Origin of the sequence: Bernardetia sp. ABR2-2B, from assembly GCF_037126435.1 — a bacterium.
In the GTDB taxonomy this organism is placed as follows: Bacteria; Bacteroidota; Bacteroidia; order Cytophagales; family Bernardetiaceae; genus Bernardetia.
In genome coordinates, this window is sequence record NZ_CP147020.1 from 3695299 (window position 1) to 3711712 (window position 16414).

12 protein-coding genes are annotated in these 16414 nt (G+C 32.3%); 4 read left to right on the plus strand and 8 right to left on the minus strand.

Translation table 11 applies throughout. The features are described 5' to 3' along the window. The first annotated feature begins 147 nt into the window (after window positions 1-147). The 3 genes from WAF17_RS15500 (at window position 148) to WAF17_RS15510 (ending at window position 3376) form a co-directional block, all read left to right on the plus strand. Complete coding sequence (locus WAF17_RS15500; RefSeq protein WP_338761439.1) at window positions 148-1386, plus strand: phosphoglycerate kinase; 1239 nt, start codon at window positions 148-150, stop codon at window positions 1384-1386. A 166-nt stretch (window positions 1387-1552) separates the two neighbouring features. After that, complete coding sequence (locus WAF17_RS15505) at window positions 1553-2029, plus strand: Mpo1-like protein (RefSeq protein ID WP_338770211.1); 477 nt, start codon at window positions 1553-1555, stop codon at window positions 2027-2029. A 111-nt stretch (window positions 2030-2140) separates the two neighbouring features. Continuing rightward, window positions 2141-3376 carry an 8-amino-7-oxononanoate synthase gene (locus tag WAF17_RS15510; RefSeq protein ID WP_338761442.1) on the plus strand — a complete coding sequence of 412 codons (1236 nt, stop codon included), beginning with the start codon at window positions 2141-2143 and terminating at the stop codon, window positions 3374-3376. On the opposite strand, the gene WAF17_RS15515 is transcribed toward WAF17_RS15510, so the two are convergent. Together WAF17_RS15515 and dnaK are read right to left on the minus strand one after the other, a co-directional pair. Continuing rightward, window positions 3357-5594 (minus strand): tetratricopeptide repeat protein, encoded by a 2238-nt coding sequence (locus WAF17_RS15515; protein WP_338761444.1) that lies wholly within the window; start codon window positions 5592-5594, stop codon window positions 3357-3359. The two genes, WAF17_RS15510 and WAF17_RS15515, sit on opposite strands and share 20 nt — an antisense overlap. Window positions 5595-5706: 112 nt before the next feature. After that, window positions 5707-7644, minus strand: coding sequence for a molecular chaperone DnaK (gene dnaK, locus WAF17_RS15520; RefSeq protein WP_338761446.1), 1938 nt, complete (start codon window positions 7642-7644; stop codon window positions 5707-5709). 417 nt (window positions 7645-8061) lie between these two features. Here dnaK and WAF17_RS15525 point away from each other — a divergent pair, with 417 nt between their 5' ends. Further along, window positions 8062-8640, plus strand: coding sequence for a hypothetical protein (locus WAF17_RS15525; protein ID WP_338761449.1), 579 nt, complete (start codon window positions 8062-8064; stop codon window positions 8638-8640). A gap of 32 nt (window positions 8641-8672) precedes the next feature. Here the strand turns inward: WAF17_RS15525 and WAF17_RS15530 are convergent, their stop codons facing one another. The 6 genes from WAF17_RS15530 to WAF17_RS15555 form a co-directional block, all read right to left on the minus strand. After that, entirely contained in the window at window positions 8673-9125 is a 453-nt protein-coding gene (locus WAF17_RS15530; protein WP_338761452.1) for a T9SS type A sorting domain-containing protein, read from the minus strand. Window positions 9126-9165: 40 nt separating this feature from the next. Further along, on the minus strand, window positions 9166-10638 hold the full coding sequence (locus WAF17_RS15535) for a DUF4403 family protein (RefSeq protein WP_338761455.1): 1473 nt from the start codon (window positions 10636-10638) through the stop codon (window positions 9166-9168). A gap of 23 nt (window positions 10639-10661) precedes the next feature. Then, complete coding sequence (gene sdaAB / locus WAF17_RS15540; RefSeq protein ID WP_338761457.1) at window positions 10662-11339, minus strand: L-serine ammonia-lyase, iron-sulfur-dependent subunit beta; 678 nt, start codon at window positions 11337-11339, stop codon at window positions 10662-10664. Between the two features lie 278 nt (window positions 11340-11617). Next, window positions 11618-12037 (minus strand): hypothetical protein, encoded by a 420-nt coding sequence (locus WAF17_RS15545; protein ID WP_338761459.1) that lies wholly within the window; start codon window positions 12035-12037, stop codon window positions 11618-11620. Between the two features lie 128 nt (window positions 12038-12165). Continuing rightward, entirely contained in the window at window positions 12166-15837 is a 3672-nt protein-coding gene (locus tag WAF17_RS15550) for an FG-GAP-like repeat-containing protein (RefSeq protein WP_338761462.1), read from the minus strand. Window positions 15838-15889: 52 nt separating this feature from the next. Next, a complete protein-coding gene (locus WAF17_RS15555; protein WP_338761465.1) occupies window positions 15890-16303 on the minus strand; it encodes a hypothetical protein in 414 nt (137 codons plus the stop codon). Between the last annotated feature and the right edge of the window lie 111 nt (window positions 16304-16414).

The following is a 16414-nucleotide window of genomic DNA, read 5'->3' on the forward strand; positions in this document are numbered from 1 at the left end:
ATAAATTATTCAATTCATATCAAGCTACCTAAGAATAGATAGAAATACTACTTCAACCGATAATTGAAAACTTTGAGGTATATTGATTAATTTTGTGTTTTAAGATTATTCTCAATTTCTAATCTCTTATTCTCTAATTTATATTCTATGGTTCATTTAGATAGTTATTATTTCAACAAAAAGCGTGTGTTGGTTCGTGTAGATTTTAATGTACCTTTAAAAGAGGAAAATGGGAAGTTCATAATTACAGATGATACTCGTCTGAAGGCTGCACTACCTACCCTCAAAAAAATACTCAAAGATGGTGGAAGAATTATTTTGATGTCGCATTTGGGAAGACCTAAAAATGAAGGAGAGTATGAAGAAGAAGGCAAAGGAGAAAATAAATTTTCTTTAAAGCATATCGTAGAATATTTAAAAGAACACTTGAACACAGAAGTAGAGTTTGTAGAAAATATTACAAGTGAAGCAACTTTTGAGAAAGTAAAAAAACTCAAAAGAGGCGAAGTTATTTTATTGGAAAATGTTCGTTTTTATAAAGCAGAAACCAAAATAGATAATGAAAACCATACAGAATTTGCCAAGAAACTAGCTCGTTATGGGTATGTATATGTAAATGATGCCTTCGGAACAGCTCATAGGAAACATGCCTCAACAGCAACGGTAGCAGAATTTTTTGACAAAAAAAACAGAGTTTGTGGTTATATAATGCATAATGAACTAGAAAATGCAAAAAAAGTATTAGAAAAACCAGAACGTCCTTTTGTGGCAATTATGGGAGGAGCAAAAATTTCTGATAAAATAATGATTATTGAAAAATTATTAGATAAAGTTGATTCTCTTATTATAGGTGGTGGAATGGCTTATACATTTTTTAAAGCACAAGGAGGAAAAATTGGAAGTTCTTTAGTAGAGGAAGACAAATTAGAATTAGCAAACGAACTTTTGAGAAAAGCAGAGGAAAAAGAAGTAAAAATCTACCTACCAAAAGACTCTCTTGCAGCCGATAAATTTGATAATAATGCAACTAAAAAACCTGTAAATAATACAGAAATCCCTGACGGTTTTATGGGCTTAGATATTGGAAAGGAAGCACAAAAAGAGTTTGCAAAAGTTTTGAAAGACGCAAAAACAATACTTTGGAATGGTCCTATGGGAGTTTTTGAAATGTCTAATTTTGCAGAAGGAACAAAGCAAGTAGGAGAAGCTGTAATAGAAGCAACCAAAAATGGAGCTTATTCGCTTATTGGTGGTGGTGATTCGGCAGCAGCTATTAATCAAATGGAAGCTGGAGATAAAGTATCCTATATTTCGACAGGTGGTGGTGCGCTTTTAGAGTATTTGGAAGGAAAAGAATTACCAGGAGTAACGGCTTTGGAAGGATAATTTTTGTTAGAATTACTTCAGTAAAAAATCTATTTTACACAAGACCCTAAGTATTTTCATTAAGAATATCTTGGGGCTTTTTTTTTTATAAACTTTCTGTTTGAGTTGGGTTTTTATTATATTTAGGAGAAACAATTTTACACAAACACAAAACAATACAACTATGATGACGATGCAACAATGGCTTGATAAATATGGAGAAAGCCATCAAAACCATACTAATAAACTCATTCATTGGGTTTGCGTTCCTACCATTTTTTTTAGTGTTTTGGGATTGCTTTGGAGTATTCCACACCAGTTTTTAGTAGATTTATTCCCTTTTATGGGTAATTTTGCAAATTTTGCTACCATATTTTGTATTGCTTGTTCTATCTTTTATCTGCGCCTTTCTTTTCCTATTTTTCTAGGAATGATTGGAATTGCTGTTGTTTATCTTTCAATTTGTAATTGGATTGATACTAGCCTTTCTGTTCCTCTTTGGGCAGTTTCGCTTACTATTTTTGTGGTAGCTTGGATAGGGCAATTCATTGGACATAAAATTGAAGGAGAAAAACCTTCTTTTATTGATGATTTGAAGTTTCTTTTGATTGGTCCTGCATGGTTGCTTTCTTTTGTTTTTAGTAGCTTGGGAGTTAAATATTAAATTGTACAATTACAAATTTTTGTTTTCTTAAAGAACTACGAAATACATTTTGACCACAGAGAATGAGGAGAAAAACCAAGAGAATAAGAATACACTTTTATAGAACTATCGTTGAAAAATAATTTAGAAAACTACCTTCAAAAACAGCTTCAAAACAAACTAAATAAGCGTAAAGAAGAAAACAATTTGCGTTCATTAGTTTTACCAAACCCAAATAATATCGATTTTTTTTCGAATGATTATTTGGGTTTGGCTCGTAATCAAGAATTACAAAATCATATTTTAGAAGAATATAAAGTTCAGAGTAATCGTTTCAAAACTTCTCGCAATGGCTCAACAGGTTCTCGTCTTTTGTCTGGACATAATGAGTATTTTGAAGAAGTAGAAACTCAATTAGCTTATTTTTTTTGTGCAGAAAAAGCATTATTTTTTGGCTCTGGTTATCATGCAAATGTTGCTCTTTTATCTTCTATTTTGACACGAAATGATGTGATTTTATATGACAATTTAGTTCATGCATCTTTAAAAGAAGGTTATAGATTAAGTCAAGCCAATCATTTTTCATTCAAGCACAATGATTTAGAAGATTTAGAAAAGAAAATTTTACGCATACAAAAAAAGACGCATCGTCATGCGTCTCAAACCAATGAAAACCAAACTATTCTAGTTGTCGTGGAATCTGTCTATTCAATGGATGGAGATATTGCCCCTCTTCGACAGCTAGTGCAGATTTGTGAAAAGTATAATGCAAATTTAGTAGTAGATGAAGCTCATAGCACAGGAGTTTTTGGTAAAAATGGAAATGGTTTAGTTACAGAATTAGGGTTAGAAAAACGAGTTTTTGCTAGAATAAATACGTTTGGAAAAGGTTTTGGAACTCAAGGAGCTGTCATTTTGGGAAGTGAAACACTTATAAATTATCTCATAAATTTTGCTTTGCCTTTCATTTATACCACTGCGCCACCACTTTTTCAGTTAGTTTCTGTCAAAAAAGCAATGGATTTTCTTCAAATCTATCAAAAAAAAATAAATCAAAAATTACATCAAAATATAGAATTATTTGTTTATCAAAGCAAAAAGGTTTTGTATTCAGATTCAGATAATAGTTTTACTAACTCAAAAACGCCTATTCAGATTATTCCTATAAAGGGAAATGAAGAATGCCAAAAAGTAGCTTTAGAATTACAAAAAAAAGGCTTTGAAGTTCGTGCTATCAAATCTCCAACTGTAAAAAAAGGAGATGAGCGTTTACGAATTTGTTTGCATAGTTTTAATACAGAGGAGGAGATTATGAGATTGTTGGAGGTTTTACGTAGAACCAATGGTTCTATAAAACAATTGAGTTAATCTTTGCTTTCAAGCTTCTGATTTGTATGTTGTCTTCCTCTAATTCTTTTGAAAAAATAGATAATGCTTTCTCTAAAAAGTCTTTTTGTAATTTTTTGTCTTTATTCAACAGAGCTAAATCAGCCTTAACTAAATAGATTTCAGCAAAATTCAAATGATTTTTATCAAACAAATCTTCATTCATTTTTAAGGAAATTTTTAAATGCCTATCAGCTTTTATAGGATTTTTCTGAAGAATGTATAAACGTGCCATGTTCAGATATAAAGTAGCTGAAGAATAATGAGAAGCATCTTTGAAAGCATCTTTATGGATTTTTAAAGCATCATTAAAAAGAGTGTCTGCTAGTTTATAGTTTTTTTTCTCCAAATGTATAAGAGCTAAACCATTTGAAGCTGTTGCTGTACTCATATCATTGGAAGCATTCATTTTTTTATCTATTTCAATGACTTCATTATAAAGTTTTTCTGATTTTTTGAGTTTGTTTATAGAATAATTGAGGTAAGCCCAGTTATTTATAAAATTATATATATCTATATTCTCATTCTCTTCTAGTATTGATTCTATTTGCTTGATATACTCTTGCGCTATATCAAAATTATATAGTTTTATTTCTATGAGAGCAAGTTCTATAAGTAAATTTGCTCTGATAGATTCATTTTTCTTTGTTTTTTTATGTATAACCAAACACTCTTTATATTGATTTTTTGCTTCTTGATAGTTTCCTTTGATTACGTTAAGGTTTGCATAAGAAGCTAAATAGGATTTATAAAAAGCGTTTATTTTTCCAGTTTCCTTTTCAACAATCTCTAAAGATTTTTTTATGTAATTCTCTGACTTTTCATAATTAGATAATTCAATATTTACTAGATGTAAAGCATAATTACATAAAGCAATATTTCCATTATACACTTTTTCATCTTGCCCATAAAGAGATAAAGATTTAGAAAGAATAGAGTCAGCTTCTTTGTATTTGTAGAAATGACCCTTTACAAGTCCATAATGGTACAAAGCAGACCAATAAATATCATTATTTTCATCATTCAAATAGAAAAAAGATTGATTGAGATTGTTTAGAGCTTCTTGATAATTAAAGGACTTTTGATGATTAATAGCTGTTTTCTTATATAAATTGGCTAATTCAATTCTATTTTCATTATTCAAAGAATCTTTCAGTAAACCATCTATAACAGGTTTGTAATATTGATTTGATAATTCATAATTTTCTATTTTAGAGAGGTAATCTCCTCCTGCCTCATATGTGTAAAGAACTTTCTGATTAGCTTTTTCTCCGAGAGATTGAGCAATACTAAAAGCATTTTTAAAAGTATAAAGAGCTTCTTCATTTCTGTCTAGTTTACTAAGAGTTCTTGCAATGAGAGTTAGCGAAGTTATTTCTTCCTCTTTCCAGTTTCCACCTTGAAAATTATAGATAGTCAGAAATTGATGAGCTATTTTGAAGTTTTTTAATTCCTCTTCTTTAGTTCTACTATTGTTCATGGCATGGTTGTAATAGGAACGATACAACCTATCATAGATAAGATTCATTTTTTGGAGGTCGTATTTTTGTAGAAATAATGTATCTACTATTCCATTATCTGAAAGAATTTTGTTACTAGGAATATCAAGCCACAATCTACCATTTTGCTCTGCTTTGGTAGCATAATCTATTGCTTTTTCGTATTCTTCATTTTTTAAAGCAGTTTCTGTTTTTTTGTTATATTCTACTACTTTCAAGTTGTGTTGTAAATGTTTTCTAGGGGCATTGAGATAATATATAACCGAAGTATATGGAATAAAATCTGTTGGAATATAAAAGAAAAATGCTGTAAAAAGAGTGATGACAAACGAACGAATAAGAATTAGTTTATTTTTATTTACAAATACTTTCTCTTTACGTTTTATAAATAATAAAATAGCGATTAATAAGCAAAATATAATGTTTGGAACAGGAAAATATAAGGTATAGTTATTAGTATCAGGCATTATTTTTTTCCAGAAAAAGAATAAAGCTAATCCAAATACTACTCCTGCTACTATTGAAACTGTATTATTTTCTTTTTCAGAATCGTTTAAAAGCCAATAACCTCCGATTAGATAAGATAAACTCAATAATAAATTTGAAACTACAAGAAGAAATGTAGCTCCTGTAAAATCAAAAAGCTGTATAAAGATAAATACAACAAAAAGTCCTAGAATAATTTTTTCGTATAATTTCATAAAGTAAAATTACAAAAAAAACTCCTCCAAAATTCAAAAGAACTTTAGAGGAGTTAATTTTTATATAAAATTGTTGCTTGTGTCTCCACGAGCGACAATTAATAAGACTAAATTACTTCTTTTCAGAATCTACTTCTTCGTAATCTACATCTGTTACATCTTCTGCATTTGCGCTAGATGGCTCTTGAGAAGCATCAGTTTGCTGACCTGCAGCTCCTGCACCACCCATTGGGTCTTCTGGGTTTCCACCTGCATTCGCATACATTTCTTGCGAAGCTGCACCCCATGCACCTTCAAGAGTTTCTAAAGCTACTTTGATTTTCTCTACATCTTTCTCTGCGTGAGAAGTACGTAGGTCTTTCAATGCTGCTTCGATAGCTGTTTTGTTTGCTTCAGAAAGTTTATCTCCGTATTCTTTAAGCTGCTTTTCTGTTTGGAAAACCATTGAGTCTGCTTTATTGATTGTCTCAATATTTTCTTTTGCTGCTTGGTCTTCACTTGCATTTGCTTCTGCTTCTTGACGCATTTTTTCGATTTCTGCATCTGTAAGTCCAGAAGAAGCTTCAATACGTATTTTTTGCTCTTTTCCAGAAGCCATATCTTTTGCAGATACATTTAATAAACCATTTGCATCAATATCAAAAGTAACTTCTACTTGTGGAATACCACGAGGTGCTGGTGGAATACCGTCTAAGTGGAAACGACCAATCGTTTTGTTATCTTTTGCCATTGCACGTTCTCCTTGTAAAACGTGGATTTCTACTGATGGCTGATTATCTGCTGCCGTAGAGAATACCTGTGATTTACGAGTAGGAATCGTAGTGTTTGACTCAATAAGTTTTGTCATTACGCCACCCATTGTTTCAATTCCTAAAGAAAGAGGAGTTACATCTAATAATAAAACGTCTTTTACTTCTCCTGTAAGTACACCACCTTGAATAGCTGCACCTAATGCTACTACTTCGTCAGGATTTACTCCTTTTGATGGTTTTTTACCAAAGAATTTTTCTACTGCTTCCTGTATCTTAGGAATACGAGTAGAACCACCTACTAAGATTACATCATCTACATCAGAAGCCGAAATACCTGCATCTTTTAATGCTTCTTTACAAGGCTCTAATGTTCTTTTTACTAAATCGTCTGTTAATTGCTCAAATTTAGCTCTTGAAAGTGTCGTAACTAAGTGTTTAGGAACGCCATCAATTGGCATAATATAAGGCAAGTTGATTTCTGTTTGAGTAGAACTAGAAAGCTCAATTTTTGCTCTTTCTGCTGCTTCTTTCAAACGTTGTAAAGCCATTGGGTCTTTACGTAAATCTACATTATAATCATCTTGGAATTGGTCTGCTAACCAACCGATAAGAACTTGGTCAAAGTCATCTCCACCCAAGTGCGTATCTCCGTTTGTTGATTTTACTTCAAAAACACCATCTCCTAATTCTAGGATAGAAATATCAAATGTACCACCACCCAAATCAAATACGGCAACAGTCATGTCTTTGTCTTTTTTATCAAGACCATACGCTAATGCTGCTGCTGTTGGTTCGTTGATGATACGACGAACTTTCAAACCTGCAATCTCTCCAGCTTCTTTTGTTGCTTGGCGTTGTGCATCATTGAAGTAAGCAGGAACAGTAATTACTGCTTCTGAAACCGTTGTACCCAAATAATCTTCTGCTGTTGATTTCATCTTTTGAAGAACCATAGCCGAAATTTCTTGTGGCGTATATTCACGGTCGTCTATCTTTACACGAGGCGTATTATTTGCTCCTTTTACTACTTTGTAAGCAACATATTTCATTTCCTTCTCTACCTCAGAAAAGCTATCTCCCATAAAACGCTTGATAGAAGCAATCGTTTTTTCTGGGTTTGTAATAGCCTGACGTTTTGCAGAATCTCCTACTTTACGTTCGCCATTATCTAAAAATGCTACGATTGAAGGTGTAGTTCGTTTTCCTTCACTATTTGTGATTACTACTGGCTCGTTACCTTCCATTACCGAGACACACGAGTTTGTTGTTCCTAAGTCAATACCAATAATTTTTCCCATATCTATTTTAAGTCTTTTTTAAATTAGTGATTTAAGTATATTAAAAAATGGAGTGATTTCCTTTAAATTATAAAAATGAATTTTGAATTTTTGTTTGATTCAATTCTCTATTTTTATTTGTATGACAAGTATTTTACAATAGATATACCAACCTTAAAAAAACTAAGAAAATGAGAATTTAGGAAAAAGAATGACAAAAAAAATGACAAATTGACAGATTGTAGAATCAAATTAAAATTATACTTCTTAAAATCAGACAGTTAGGCTTTTTGTGATTTTGGAGTTTGACAGGGTTTTGTATAAAAAATACTCATCAATATAATTATGCAATCAAATCCAATTATTCATACCTAAAACAATTTAGTTTACTACTCGTATAAATTTAAAATCGTAGCTACAAGTTGTTAGAATTCATAAATGAAAAAATCTAAAAGTTTCAAACGAAGGAAACAGAAAAAACGAGTTAAAAAATATAGTCCAAACCTAGTAAAATTAGAAACTAAAAAAGAAAAAATGACCTCAAGTAAGGTCTGGAGTATTCTTCTATTAGTTTGTTTAGTCTTTCTGTTTTTTCTGCCTAGAGAAATAGCTTATCCAGAAAGCAGGAATGATATTGTAATGTCATTTTTTATTGTTGTAGTAATTCCTTTTTTAGTGTATAAAATAGTAATTCCTTTTGACGAGGAAGGAATAGTAACTACATTTATTTGTTTGGTTTCAACAATAATATTTGGGTTTGCAATCGCTCAATTCCATGACTATCAAAAAGAAAAAGAATTACGAATGCACGGTGTAAAAACTAAGTGTTTTGTTATTGATAGAAAAATGACCTATAAAGGTGGTTCTTACGATATAAAATGTAAATATCTTGTAAATGGAAAAGAAATAAAGACATATTTTCACAATGAAGGAAAAAATGAATACAAAGTTGGGAATACGCTAGAACTTGTTTATAATAAGGAGTTTCCTAAAATGTATAGAATAAATATTGAGTGAAATTAATCATTTAGCTTCTAAAGCCTTTATAATTAAAATACAATCTTCCTACTAAAAAATCTACCTTCATCATCTCTAAAACGAACAAAATAAATCCCTTTTGCTTTATCTGCTCCACTAAAAGGAAAAGAAATAGCTTTTTGAAATTCTGAAATAGAAATAGTCTTTTGTACTCTTCCTAAAATATCTATTATTTCTATCTGTTGTAATATGATTTTATCATTCCATTCTACCAAAAAAAAATTAGGTTGAGAAGTAATTTTTATTTGCTCAAAAAAAGCTCTTTCTTGTTCATTTTCTATCGATAAAATAGTCTTTGTTCGGATTTGTGCTTTGTCAGAACCTCCTCCATTTCCTCCTGTGAATTGAGAGTAAGCTGGGAAAGAAAATAAAAGTAGAAAGAGCAGAGTTGTGTAAGTTGTTGGTGTCGCTACGCTAAAACACCAAAAACGGCTAAGAGATAGTAGAATAAATAGTTTTTTCATTTTATGTCTTTTACGACAGCTTGGAAGCTATCGGCTACAGTTATAATTTAATAATTTCGATTCCTACTTTTCCAGTAGCTTTTACATAAATGCGAACATGGTCTTTATCAATTTGAATAAAACGAGGCGAAAGCTCAAATTCTTTTAAGTCAAATAAAGCTGTTTTTCCTGTCTTGCCTTTTGAAAGAGCTGTTTGGATAATATTGGGTAATTTTTTGACATAATCGTCCAAAGGTAAAATCAATAGTTTTTGTATTTCTTCTTTAACAGTTCCTTTGAGCATCCAATCTGCAGCTGACAGTAAATATTCTTCACTTTGCAAATCGTAATCAAAATTATCAAAATGCAGCGAATTGTTCAATGAATCAAAACGAGGTATTCCACTCAAATAAATGTTACTATTTACATCGCCTGTTACGGCAAGTTTCATAAATAATTTTTTACCACTTCCAAAAACTTCGGCATCTATAATTTTGATTTTATAATCTGTATTTGGAATAACTAGAACGGTATCTTTTATTTTTTCGTCTAATAAGTCATTGACAGCTTTATAAGGCAATTCTCCTTTTAGGTGTAATTTGAAATCATTTTGGGCAGAGTTTAATGAAGTATTTTGTCTCAATAATGGTAAGTCTTTGAAAACTACTTTTGGCTTTTCTCCTTGTTTTTTTGCTACGACAGTTCTTAAAAGTGTTTTTAAGCGAGTAGTAATAAGTATTTCTTTGTTTTTACCTTCTATTTTACTGGCTTCTATTTGTATAGGCTCTGCCAAAAGCCATGTTCCGTTGGTTACTTTTTTTTCTATTAAGATAGGTTCTTGAATTTTTGTCCAAATTTTACTGACTTCTTTTTCTATTACTTTCAAATTTGAGGTTGCTCTGTCAATTATTCTTTCCAAATCATCTTTTTTCTGTAATAATTGACTTTCTAAAAGTCCTGCCAAATCAAAATTAACACCAAATACTTTTAATCTGGGTTTTTTTATCCAATCTATACCTGTATAAGAAGTTTTGGTTTCTAATTTCCAGTTTTTATTAAGATTTATCTCTGAACGAAACCTAAGACGTAGTGAAAAATCTATTTCTTTTGTCGTTTCTCTATTCTTTCCAAAAAGTCTTATTTTCATAATTCGTTTTGAAGCCCAAACATGTAATGGCACAGAATAATACATAAAATTATCTTTGACAGAGATTTTAATATTCTCTACTTTTTTGATTCTTATCTTGATTCCATCTCCTTTTTTATCCTCAAAACTTTGGTCTGCATAGAGTGTTCCTTTTATGGCTTCATTTATTTTAGATTCTATTTGTTCCACTCTAAAAGCAATAGGAACTTCTAAAAATGAAATTTGATGTTCGATAGCTTTATCAAAAGGTAGTATTTCAGGTATAGTATTTCTAGTTTTTTCTTTACAAGAAATAGTAAAGCTTAAAAATAAAGTCAATATAAAAAATAGTCTCAATACAGAATACTGATTTTTGTTTTTTGATAAAGCATAAAATTTGGCTTTCATTACCAGTTGTTAAATTATAAAGCTTATTCAAGTGGAAGTAAATAAATAACTTCTCTGACCCAATTCAAACTTCTTAGATATTCTAAAGATAGAGGACGAAGCTCTGAATCAATTTCAATGACTAGACAAGCAATCCCACGTTTTCCTTTTCTACTAACATTCATTGTAGCAATATTACACTCATCATTGGCAAGAATGTTTGAAATAAATGCAATACTTCCTGTTCTATCTTCTGCAAAAATCAAGAGCGTAAAAAGTCCTGTTGTAAATCCTGCTTCATAGCCATTTACTTCTTCTATTTCTATTAATCCCCCTCCTCTGCTTATTCCCAAAACCTCTATGCTTCTTTTTCCTTTTTTGAGTTTCAAACGAATAGAGTTTGGATGAAAAGTAGAAGCACTTCCAATAGAACGAAATGTATATTTTAGTCCTACTGTCTTTGCCTCATCAAAAGACGTTTTGATACGAATATCATCAGTTGCAAAACCTAAAAGACCTGCAATGATGGCTCTATCGCTTCCATGTCCTTCATAGGTACGAGCAAAAGAATTATAAAAAATAATTTCGGCTTCTTCTGGAATACTCCCCAAAATATCAATAGCTGCAAGTCCAAGACGAACGACACCCGCTGTATGTGAGCTAGAAGGACCAATCATAATAGGACCAATCATGTCAAAAATACTACTTTTTTCTGTTGCCATTGTTTATATTTTATGTGTTTTATCATACTACTAGACAAAAATACTTTACCTCCCTAAACGGCGAAGCCCTCGCTGAAAGCAATCCCTCCCGAGGAGGGACTTTGAATAGACTTTTCTCCCCTCCTTGGGAGGGGCTGAGGGAGGTCAAAGGGTAAAATGTCTAGTAGTATGGTGTTTTATGTGTTTCTTTTCTAAAATTACAAAATTACTTACATAAAAAAAGCCTATTCCTTTTTAGAATAGACTTTTTATAAAAAATACTAACTAGTAGCTTACGATTAAATTCTTGTGAAGGTATAGATATAAGTAGTCGTTGCTTTACCTGGTATAGATACTTCCCATTCCCAAGTCATTGAGTTTCCACTAGTGTTTACTAAACGTACAGAAGTTGAACCATCAAAAATCAATGAACCTCCACTAGCTTCATATGTACCAACTGGTTTTGAAGGAACAGGAAAAGAAGTAGGATTGGTAATGACATAGGTATTACTAGAGTTTAAAGCAACAACAAATCCTGCAAAAGATTCTGGTTTTGCAGTCTCAGAGCCAAATTTAGCTTCAGTAAGTTTCCAACTGCCAACAAAAGCTCCGTTAGTAGCTTCATCTGTATCTTGTGAAAGTGAAGAACAAGATGTAAATGCTCCCACACCTATCAATAAGATGAAAAAGGCGAATATACGCACATGATTAAATTTCATATAAATTTCGTTTTAAAAGATGATTTTGATAAATGATATAATCAATTTTTGATAAAAAATTGAATGAATATTTTAGAATAGAATTGCCTATACTTTTAAGTACAAGCAATTCTATTTTAATTCAATTATTAACGTACAATACTTATTTTTTGTTGATAAGTACCTTGAGCAGTTTCTACAAGAATAATATACATACCAGAAGCTACATTGCCTAAGTTAATAGAGCTTTGAGAAGCATTCAAAGTAGTAGTATAAACTCTTTGTCCAGAAATACTTGTTACACTAATAGCAGCAGAAGCAGAACCATCTTGTAATTTGATATTGAACTCTCCACTATTTGGATTAGGGAAGAATGCAAATCCTGCTTTGTTTTTATCATCTTCTCCTAAGATAACAGAAGGTCTTACTGTTACAACATTAGAGTAAGCACCATATTGTCCATCAGTATAAACAGGGCGAACTTTAAAATCAACATCTTGACCATTCAGAAGACCAATAGCTTCATAAGAAGTAGTTGAACTATACCCAAATAACAAATAACTACCAAGTTGTGCTATATCTCCATAAACTTCATATTGAAGAACAGGACGACTTCCTGTAGTTACCCAATTTAGATTAGCTGTGTTATATCCAGCAGATGCTGTCAAGTTAATAACTACGTCATCAGAGCAGAAAACAGATACATCAACAGGATTACTTTCACAACCTGTTGTACTAGTAGCTACTACAGAGAATTCTTTTGCTCCGTGTTGTGGCAAAGCTAAAGGATCAACTTCGTAAGAAAGTCCAGTTGCTACTTGATTATTATCTTTATCAAACCAAGCAAAAGTAAGGTCATTTAGTAAGAAATTACTTGACTCTACATTTAAGGTTACTGGCTCACAAGCAGAAATAGATGTTCCTTCTGTAATAGATATACTAGGAATAGTTTTCACTACATCTACTCTAGCTATTGACTGACATCCAGTAGGACTAGTAGCTCTCAATCTATATGTTTGAGATTCTAGAGAAGGCAAATTATATGTTTGACCAGTTCCGACAACAGCATTGTTAGAGTTGAGCCATTCAAAAGTAAGGTCGTTCAATGGGAAGTTGCTAGAAGCAGCACTCAAAGTAGTTGTCTCACAAGAATTAACTCTAGTTCCTTCTGCAACAGAAATAACTGGAAGATTTTCAACAACATTTACAGTAGTCGTGTTCTCACAACCTGTAACAGTTGTAGCTGTAAGTGTATAAGTCTGAGTTGCTGTTGAAGTCAATGTAAAACTAGCTGCTGTAGAAACAACAGTATTATTACCATTACGCCATTCAAAAGTAAGGTCGTTTAATGAATAATTACTAGAAGCTGCACTCAATGTATTTACACTACAAGAATAAACTGTACTTCCTTCTGCAACAGAAATAATTGGAAGAGTCTTAACAACATTTATAGTAGGTTGATTTGACTCACAACCAGTAGGTGATTCTGCTTTTACAGAATACGTATCTGCTTCAAGGTCAGGTAATGTAAGTGTTGAACCAGTACCAACCACAGTATTGTTTGAATCATACCAAGTAAAAGTGAGGTCAGTCAAGGCAAAGTTTGTTGAGCTCACACTCAATGTATTTATATCACAAGAAGAAATTGAGTTTCCTTCTACAATAGAGATAACAGGCGTATTTTTGATAACATCTACAGTAGGTTCATTTGACACACAACCTGTAGCTGTTACTTTCGCTTTAGCAGTATAAGTTTCTGTATCTAAAGAAGTAAGAGTGAATGTATCTCCTGTAAATACAAGGTTGTTATTTGAATCATACCATTCAACAGTAAGGTCTCCTAATGCAACATTACTAGAAACACTTAATGTGTTTACATCACAAGAAAAAATAGAAGCTCCTTGTACAATTGATAGTGTTGGAATAACTTTTTTATCTGTATAAACAAATAATTCATCACTCTTATTACCAACAAATGCTTCAAAACGTCCATCTTGGTCTATATCAACAACAGAAACGTCATAATCACTATCTGAAGTGTCATCAATTCCAAAACTATTTCCACCATCTACAAAGCTAGGTACTGTTGAAGTACCTACATTAATAAAGAATGATACTGCTCCATCATCACCATAAGCAAGGTCTAAATCTCCATCTCCATCTAAATCTACTTCATCAAAACTTGCACCAGCAGCAGCAGCACCTAATCCAAATGGATTGCTGATACTAGCTGCATAAGCAGGAGCAGATGCTGTACCTGTATTTTCATAGTAGAAAGTACCAGCTACGTTACGACCAACTAAAATATCTTGATCACCATCACCATCCATATCTATAAATTCAGGAGTACGCTGACCACTACCTCCAGCTAGACCAAACGGATTTACTTGTGCTGCTCCAAAATTGAAGTTTGTAGCAGTACCTGTATTTTCGAAGTAGTGAAGGTTATTTCCACCTCCATATGTACCTACTAATATATCTATATCACCGTCATTATCAAGATCAGCTAAAGTAGGGTGATTCTCAAAACCACCAGCACTTACAAGTGCAACAGGAGCCGCAAAACTAGCACCTGTAGTAGAGTTAGCTGTATTTTCCAAGAAAAACACGCTACCACCACCATTATCATTTCCTACCACTAAATCTATATCTCCATCTCCGTCCATGTCTGCATAAGCTGTAGCATTATAACCAGCAGGAAGTGGATTTGCTATGTCAAATGGGGCATCAAAGAATTTTGGTTGAGTAGGTGTACCATAATTTTGGAAGTACACATAATTACCTGGATTGTCAGTTCCTGATATTAAATCAAAATCTCCATCACCATCTACATCAGCAAAAGAAGTAGTTGTTCTATAATCTCCAGTGCCTTGTATAAGGAATGGATTTTGTTGTGGGGTTCCAAAAGCAGGAGTAGTAGTGCTACCTGTGTTTTCAAAATAAGTGAAATTACCATAATAGCCACCTATCATAGCATCTGAATCTCCGTCATTATCTAAATCTGCAAAAGCTAGTTTAGGTAAATACTCAGTTTGAAAAGTGTTATCAAGACCAAATTGGTTAGTAGTACTAGCTGCAAAAGCAGGTGCTGATGCAGTACCTGTATTTTCAAAAAAGAAAATATCATTAAATACCTCTCCAACAAACATATCTTGATCTCCATCACCATCAATATCTACAAATGTAGGAGCTATAAGTAAGGCTGCTCCAGTAGTTGCGCCAAAAGGGTTAGCGATAGCAGCAGCGTAGTTAGGTGCCGTGGCAGTACCTACATTTTCTTGATATAAAATACCTGAATTAAAAGTTCCGATGAAAGCATCTAAATCTCCATCATTATCAATATCTGCAAAACTAGGAGCATAGTTGCTGCCTCCAAATGCTGCAAATAGTGCTGCACCACTTAGTCCATTTGGAGCTGCTACAGGAGCAGACCACAAAGGACTTGTATTTGTACCTAAGTTTTCAAAAAAGCGTATTTCATCTCCTCCTGGAATTCCTCCACTACCAGATACAACATCTATATCGCCATCCCCATCAAAATCTACAAACACAGGGTTTGTTCTGTAAGTTGTTGTCGTAAGCCCTTGAGGGTTAGTTACAGAACCTCTACTTTGTATTTGATCAAATACAGGTGGGCAGTCAAATTGAGCTTTAGCTTCATTTGCTGATAGAGTTGCAGAAGCAATACCAGCTACAGCTACCATCTTGACAGTGTTACGCTTCCAAGATTGAGTAAGCTGATGAGCATTAAAGCCATTTATATAATCTGAACAGTATTCTGAAACAGATTTTTTATTGATTTTATTGTTTATTTTTTTCATATCAAATAATATGGAAAGTTGTTTGATTTTAAATTAAGTAAAACAGAGAAAATTACTCTCCAAGTTGCGTAGTAACAAGTTCAAAGAGTCTATCTATATTTTGAAGATAGATCTGATACTGTGCAGGTGTGAGGTTTAACTTCGTGCGATTTTTATGAATGGTTTTTCTCTCTTCTGTAACTTGATTTACTTTATTTAATATAGCTTCTTGCTCTTGAGAAGAAAGAGTGCTTGTTCCTGCTATAATTGCTGGATAACCATATTTAGAGTCTCTTTTCTCTATAAGTAGAGCATTTTTTCTGTAATAAACACGGTTAGTTATCTTTACCATTACTTGCTGTTCAGCAGTAAGAGAGAGTAATGTGTTCATTTCACTTGTCAAAAGATCTGCTTTTTCTTCTGGAGTTTGTGCAAAAGCAACAAAACCGATAAAAAGGAACAGAAATGTTAAAATAATTTTCTTCATACTAGATATGATTTAGGTTTAGGGTTAGTTAAATTATACATTTTGTGTAAGTTAGCACAAATATATAAATTTTTTTGAAAAAAAATGAAAATTTAGCTTTTTATATTTGAT

What these genes read in the sequence shown, in the direction of transcription:
- WAF17_RS15500 (WP_338761439.1), top strand. Translation starts at nt 148, where the DNA reads ATGGTTCATTTAGATAGTTATTATTTCAACAAAAAGCGTGTGTTGGTT.
- WAF17_RS15505 (WP_338770211.1), top strand. Translation starts at nt 1,553, where the DNA reads ATGACGATGCAACAATGGCTTGATAAATATGGAGAAAGCCATCAAAAC.
- WAF17_RS15515 (WP_338761444.1), bottom strand. Translation starts at nt 5,594, where the DNA reads ATGAAATTATACGAAAAAATTATTCTAGGACTTTTTGTTGTATTTATC.
- dnaK (WP_338761446.1), bottom strand. Translation starts at nt 7,644, where the DNA reads ATGGGAAAAATTATTGGTATTGACTTAGGAACAACAAACTCGTGTGTC.
- WAF17_RS15525 (WP_338761449.1), top strand. Translation starts at nt 8,062, where the DNA reads ATGAAAAAATCTAAAAGTTTCAAACGAAGGAAACAGAAAAAACGAGTT.
- WAF17_RS15530 (WP_338761452.1), bottom strand. Translation starts at nt 9,125, where the DNA reads ATGAAAAAACTATTTATTCTACTATCTCTTAGCCGTTTTTGGTGTTTT.
- WAF17_RS15535 (WP_338761455.1), bottom strand. Translation starts at nt 10,638, where the DNA reads ATGAAAGCCAAATTTTATGCTTTATCAAAAAACAAAAATCAGTATTCT.
- sdaAB (WP_338761457.1), bottom strand. Translation starts at nt 11,339, where the DNA reads ATGGCAACAGAAAAAAGTAGTATTTTTGACATGATTGGTCCTATTATG.
- WAF17_RS15545 (WP_338761459.1), bottom strand. Translation starts at nt 12,037, where the DNA reads ATGAAATTTAATCATGTGCGTATATTCGCCTTTTTCATCTTATTGATA.
- WAF17_RS15550 (WP_338761462.1), bottom strand. Translation starts at nt 15,837, where the DNA reads ATGAAAAAAATAAACAATAAAATCAATAAAAAATCTGTTTCAGAATAC.
- WAF17_RS15555 (WP_338761465.1), bottom strand. Translation starts at nt 16,303, where the DNA reads ATGAAGAAAATTATTTTAACATTTCTGTTCCTTTTTATCGGTTTTGTT.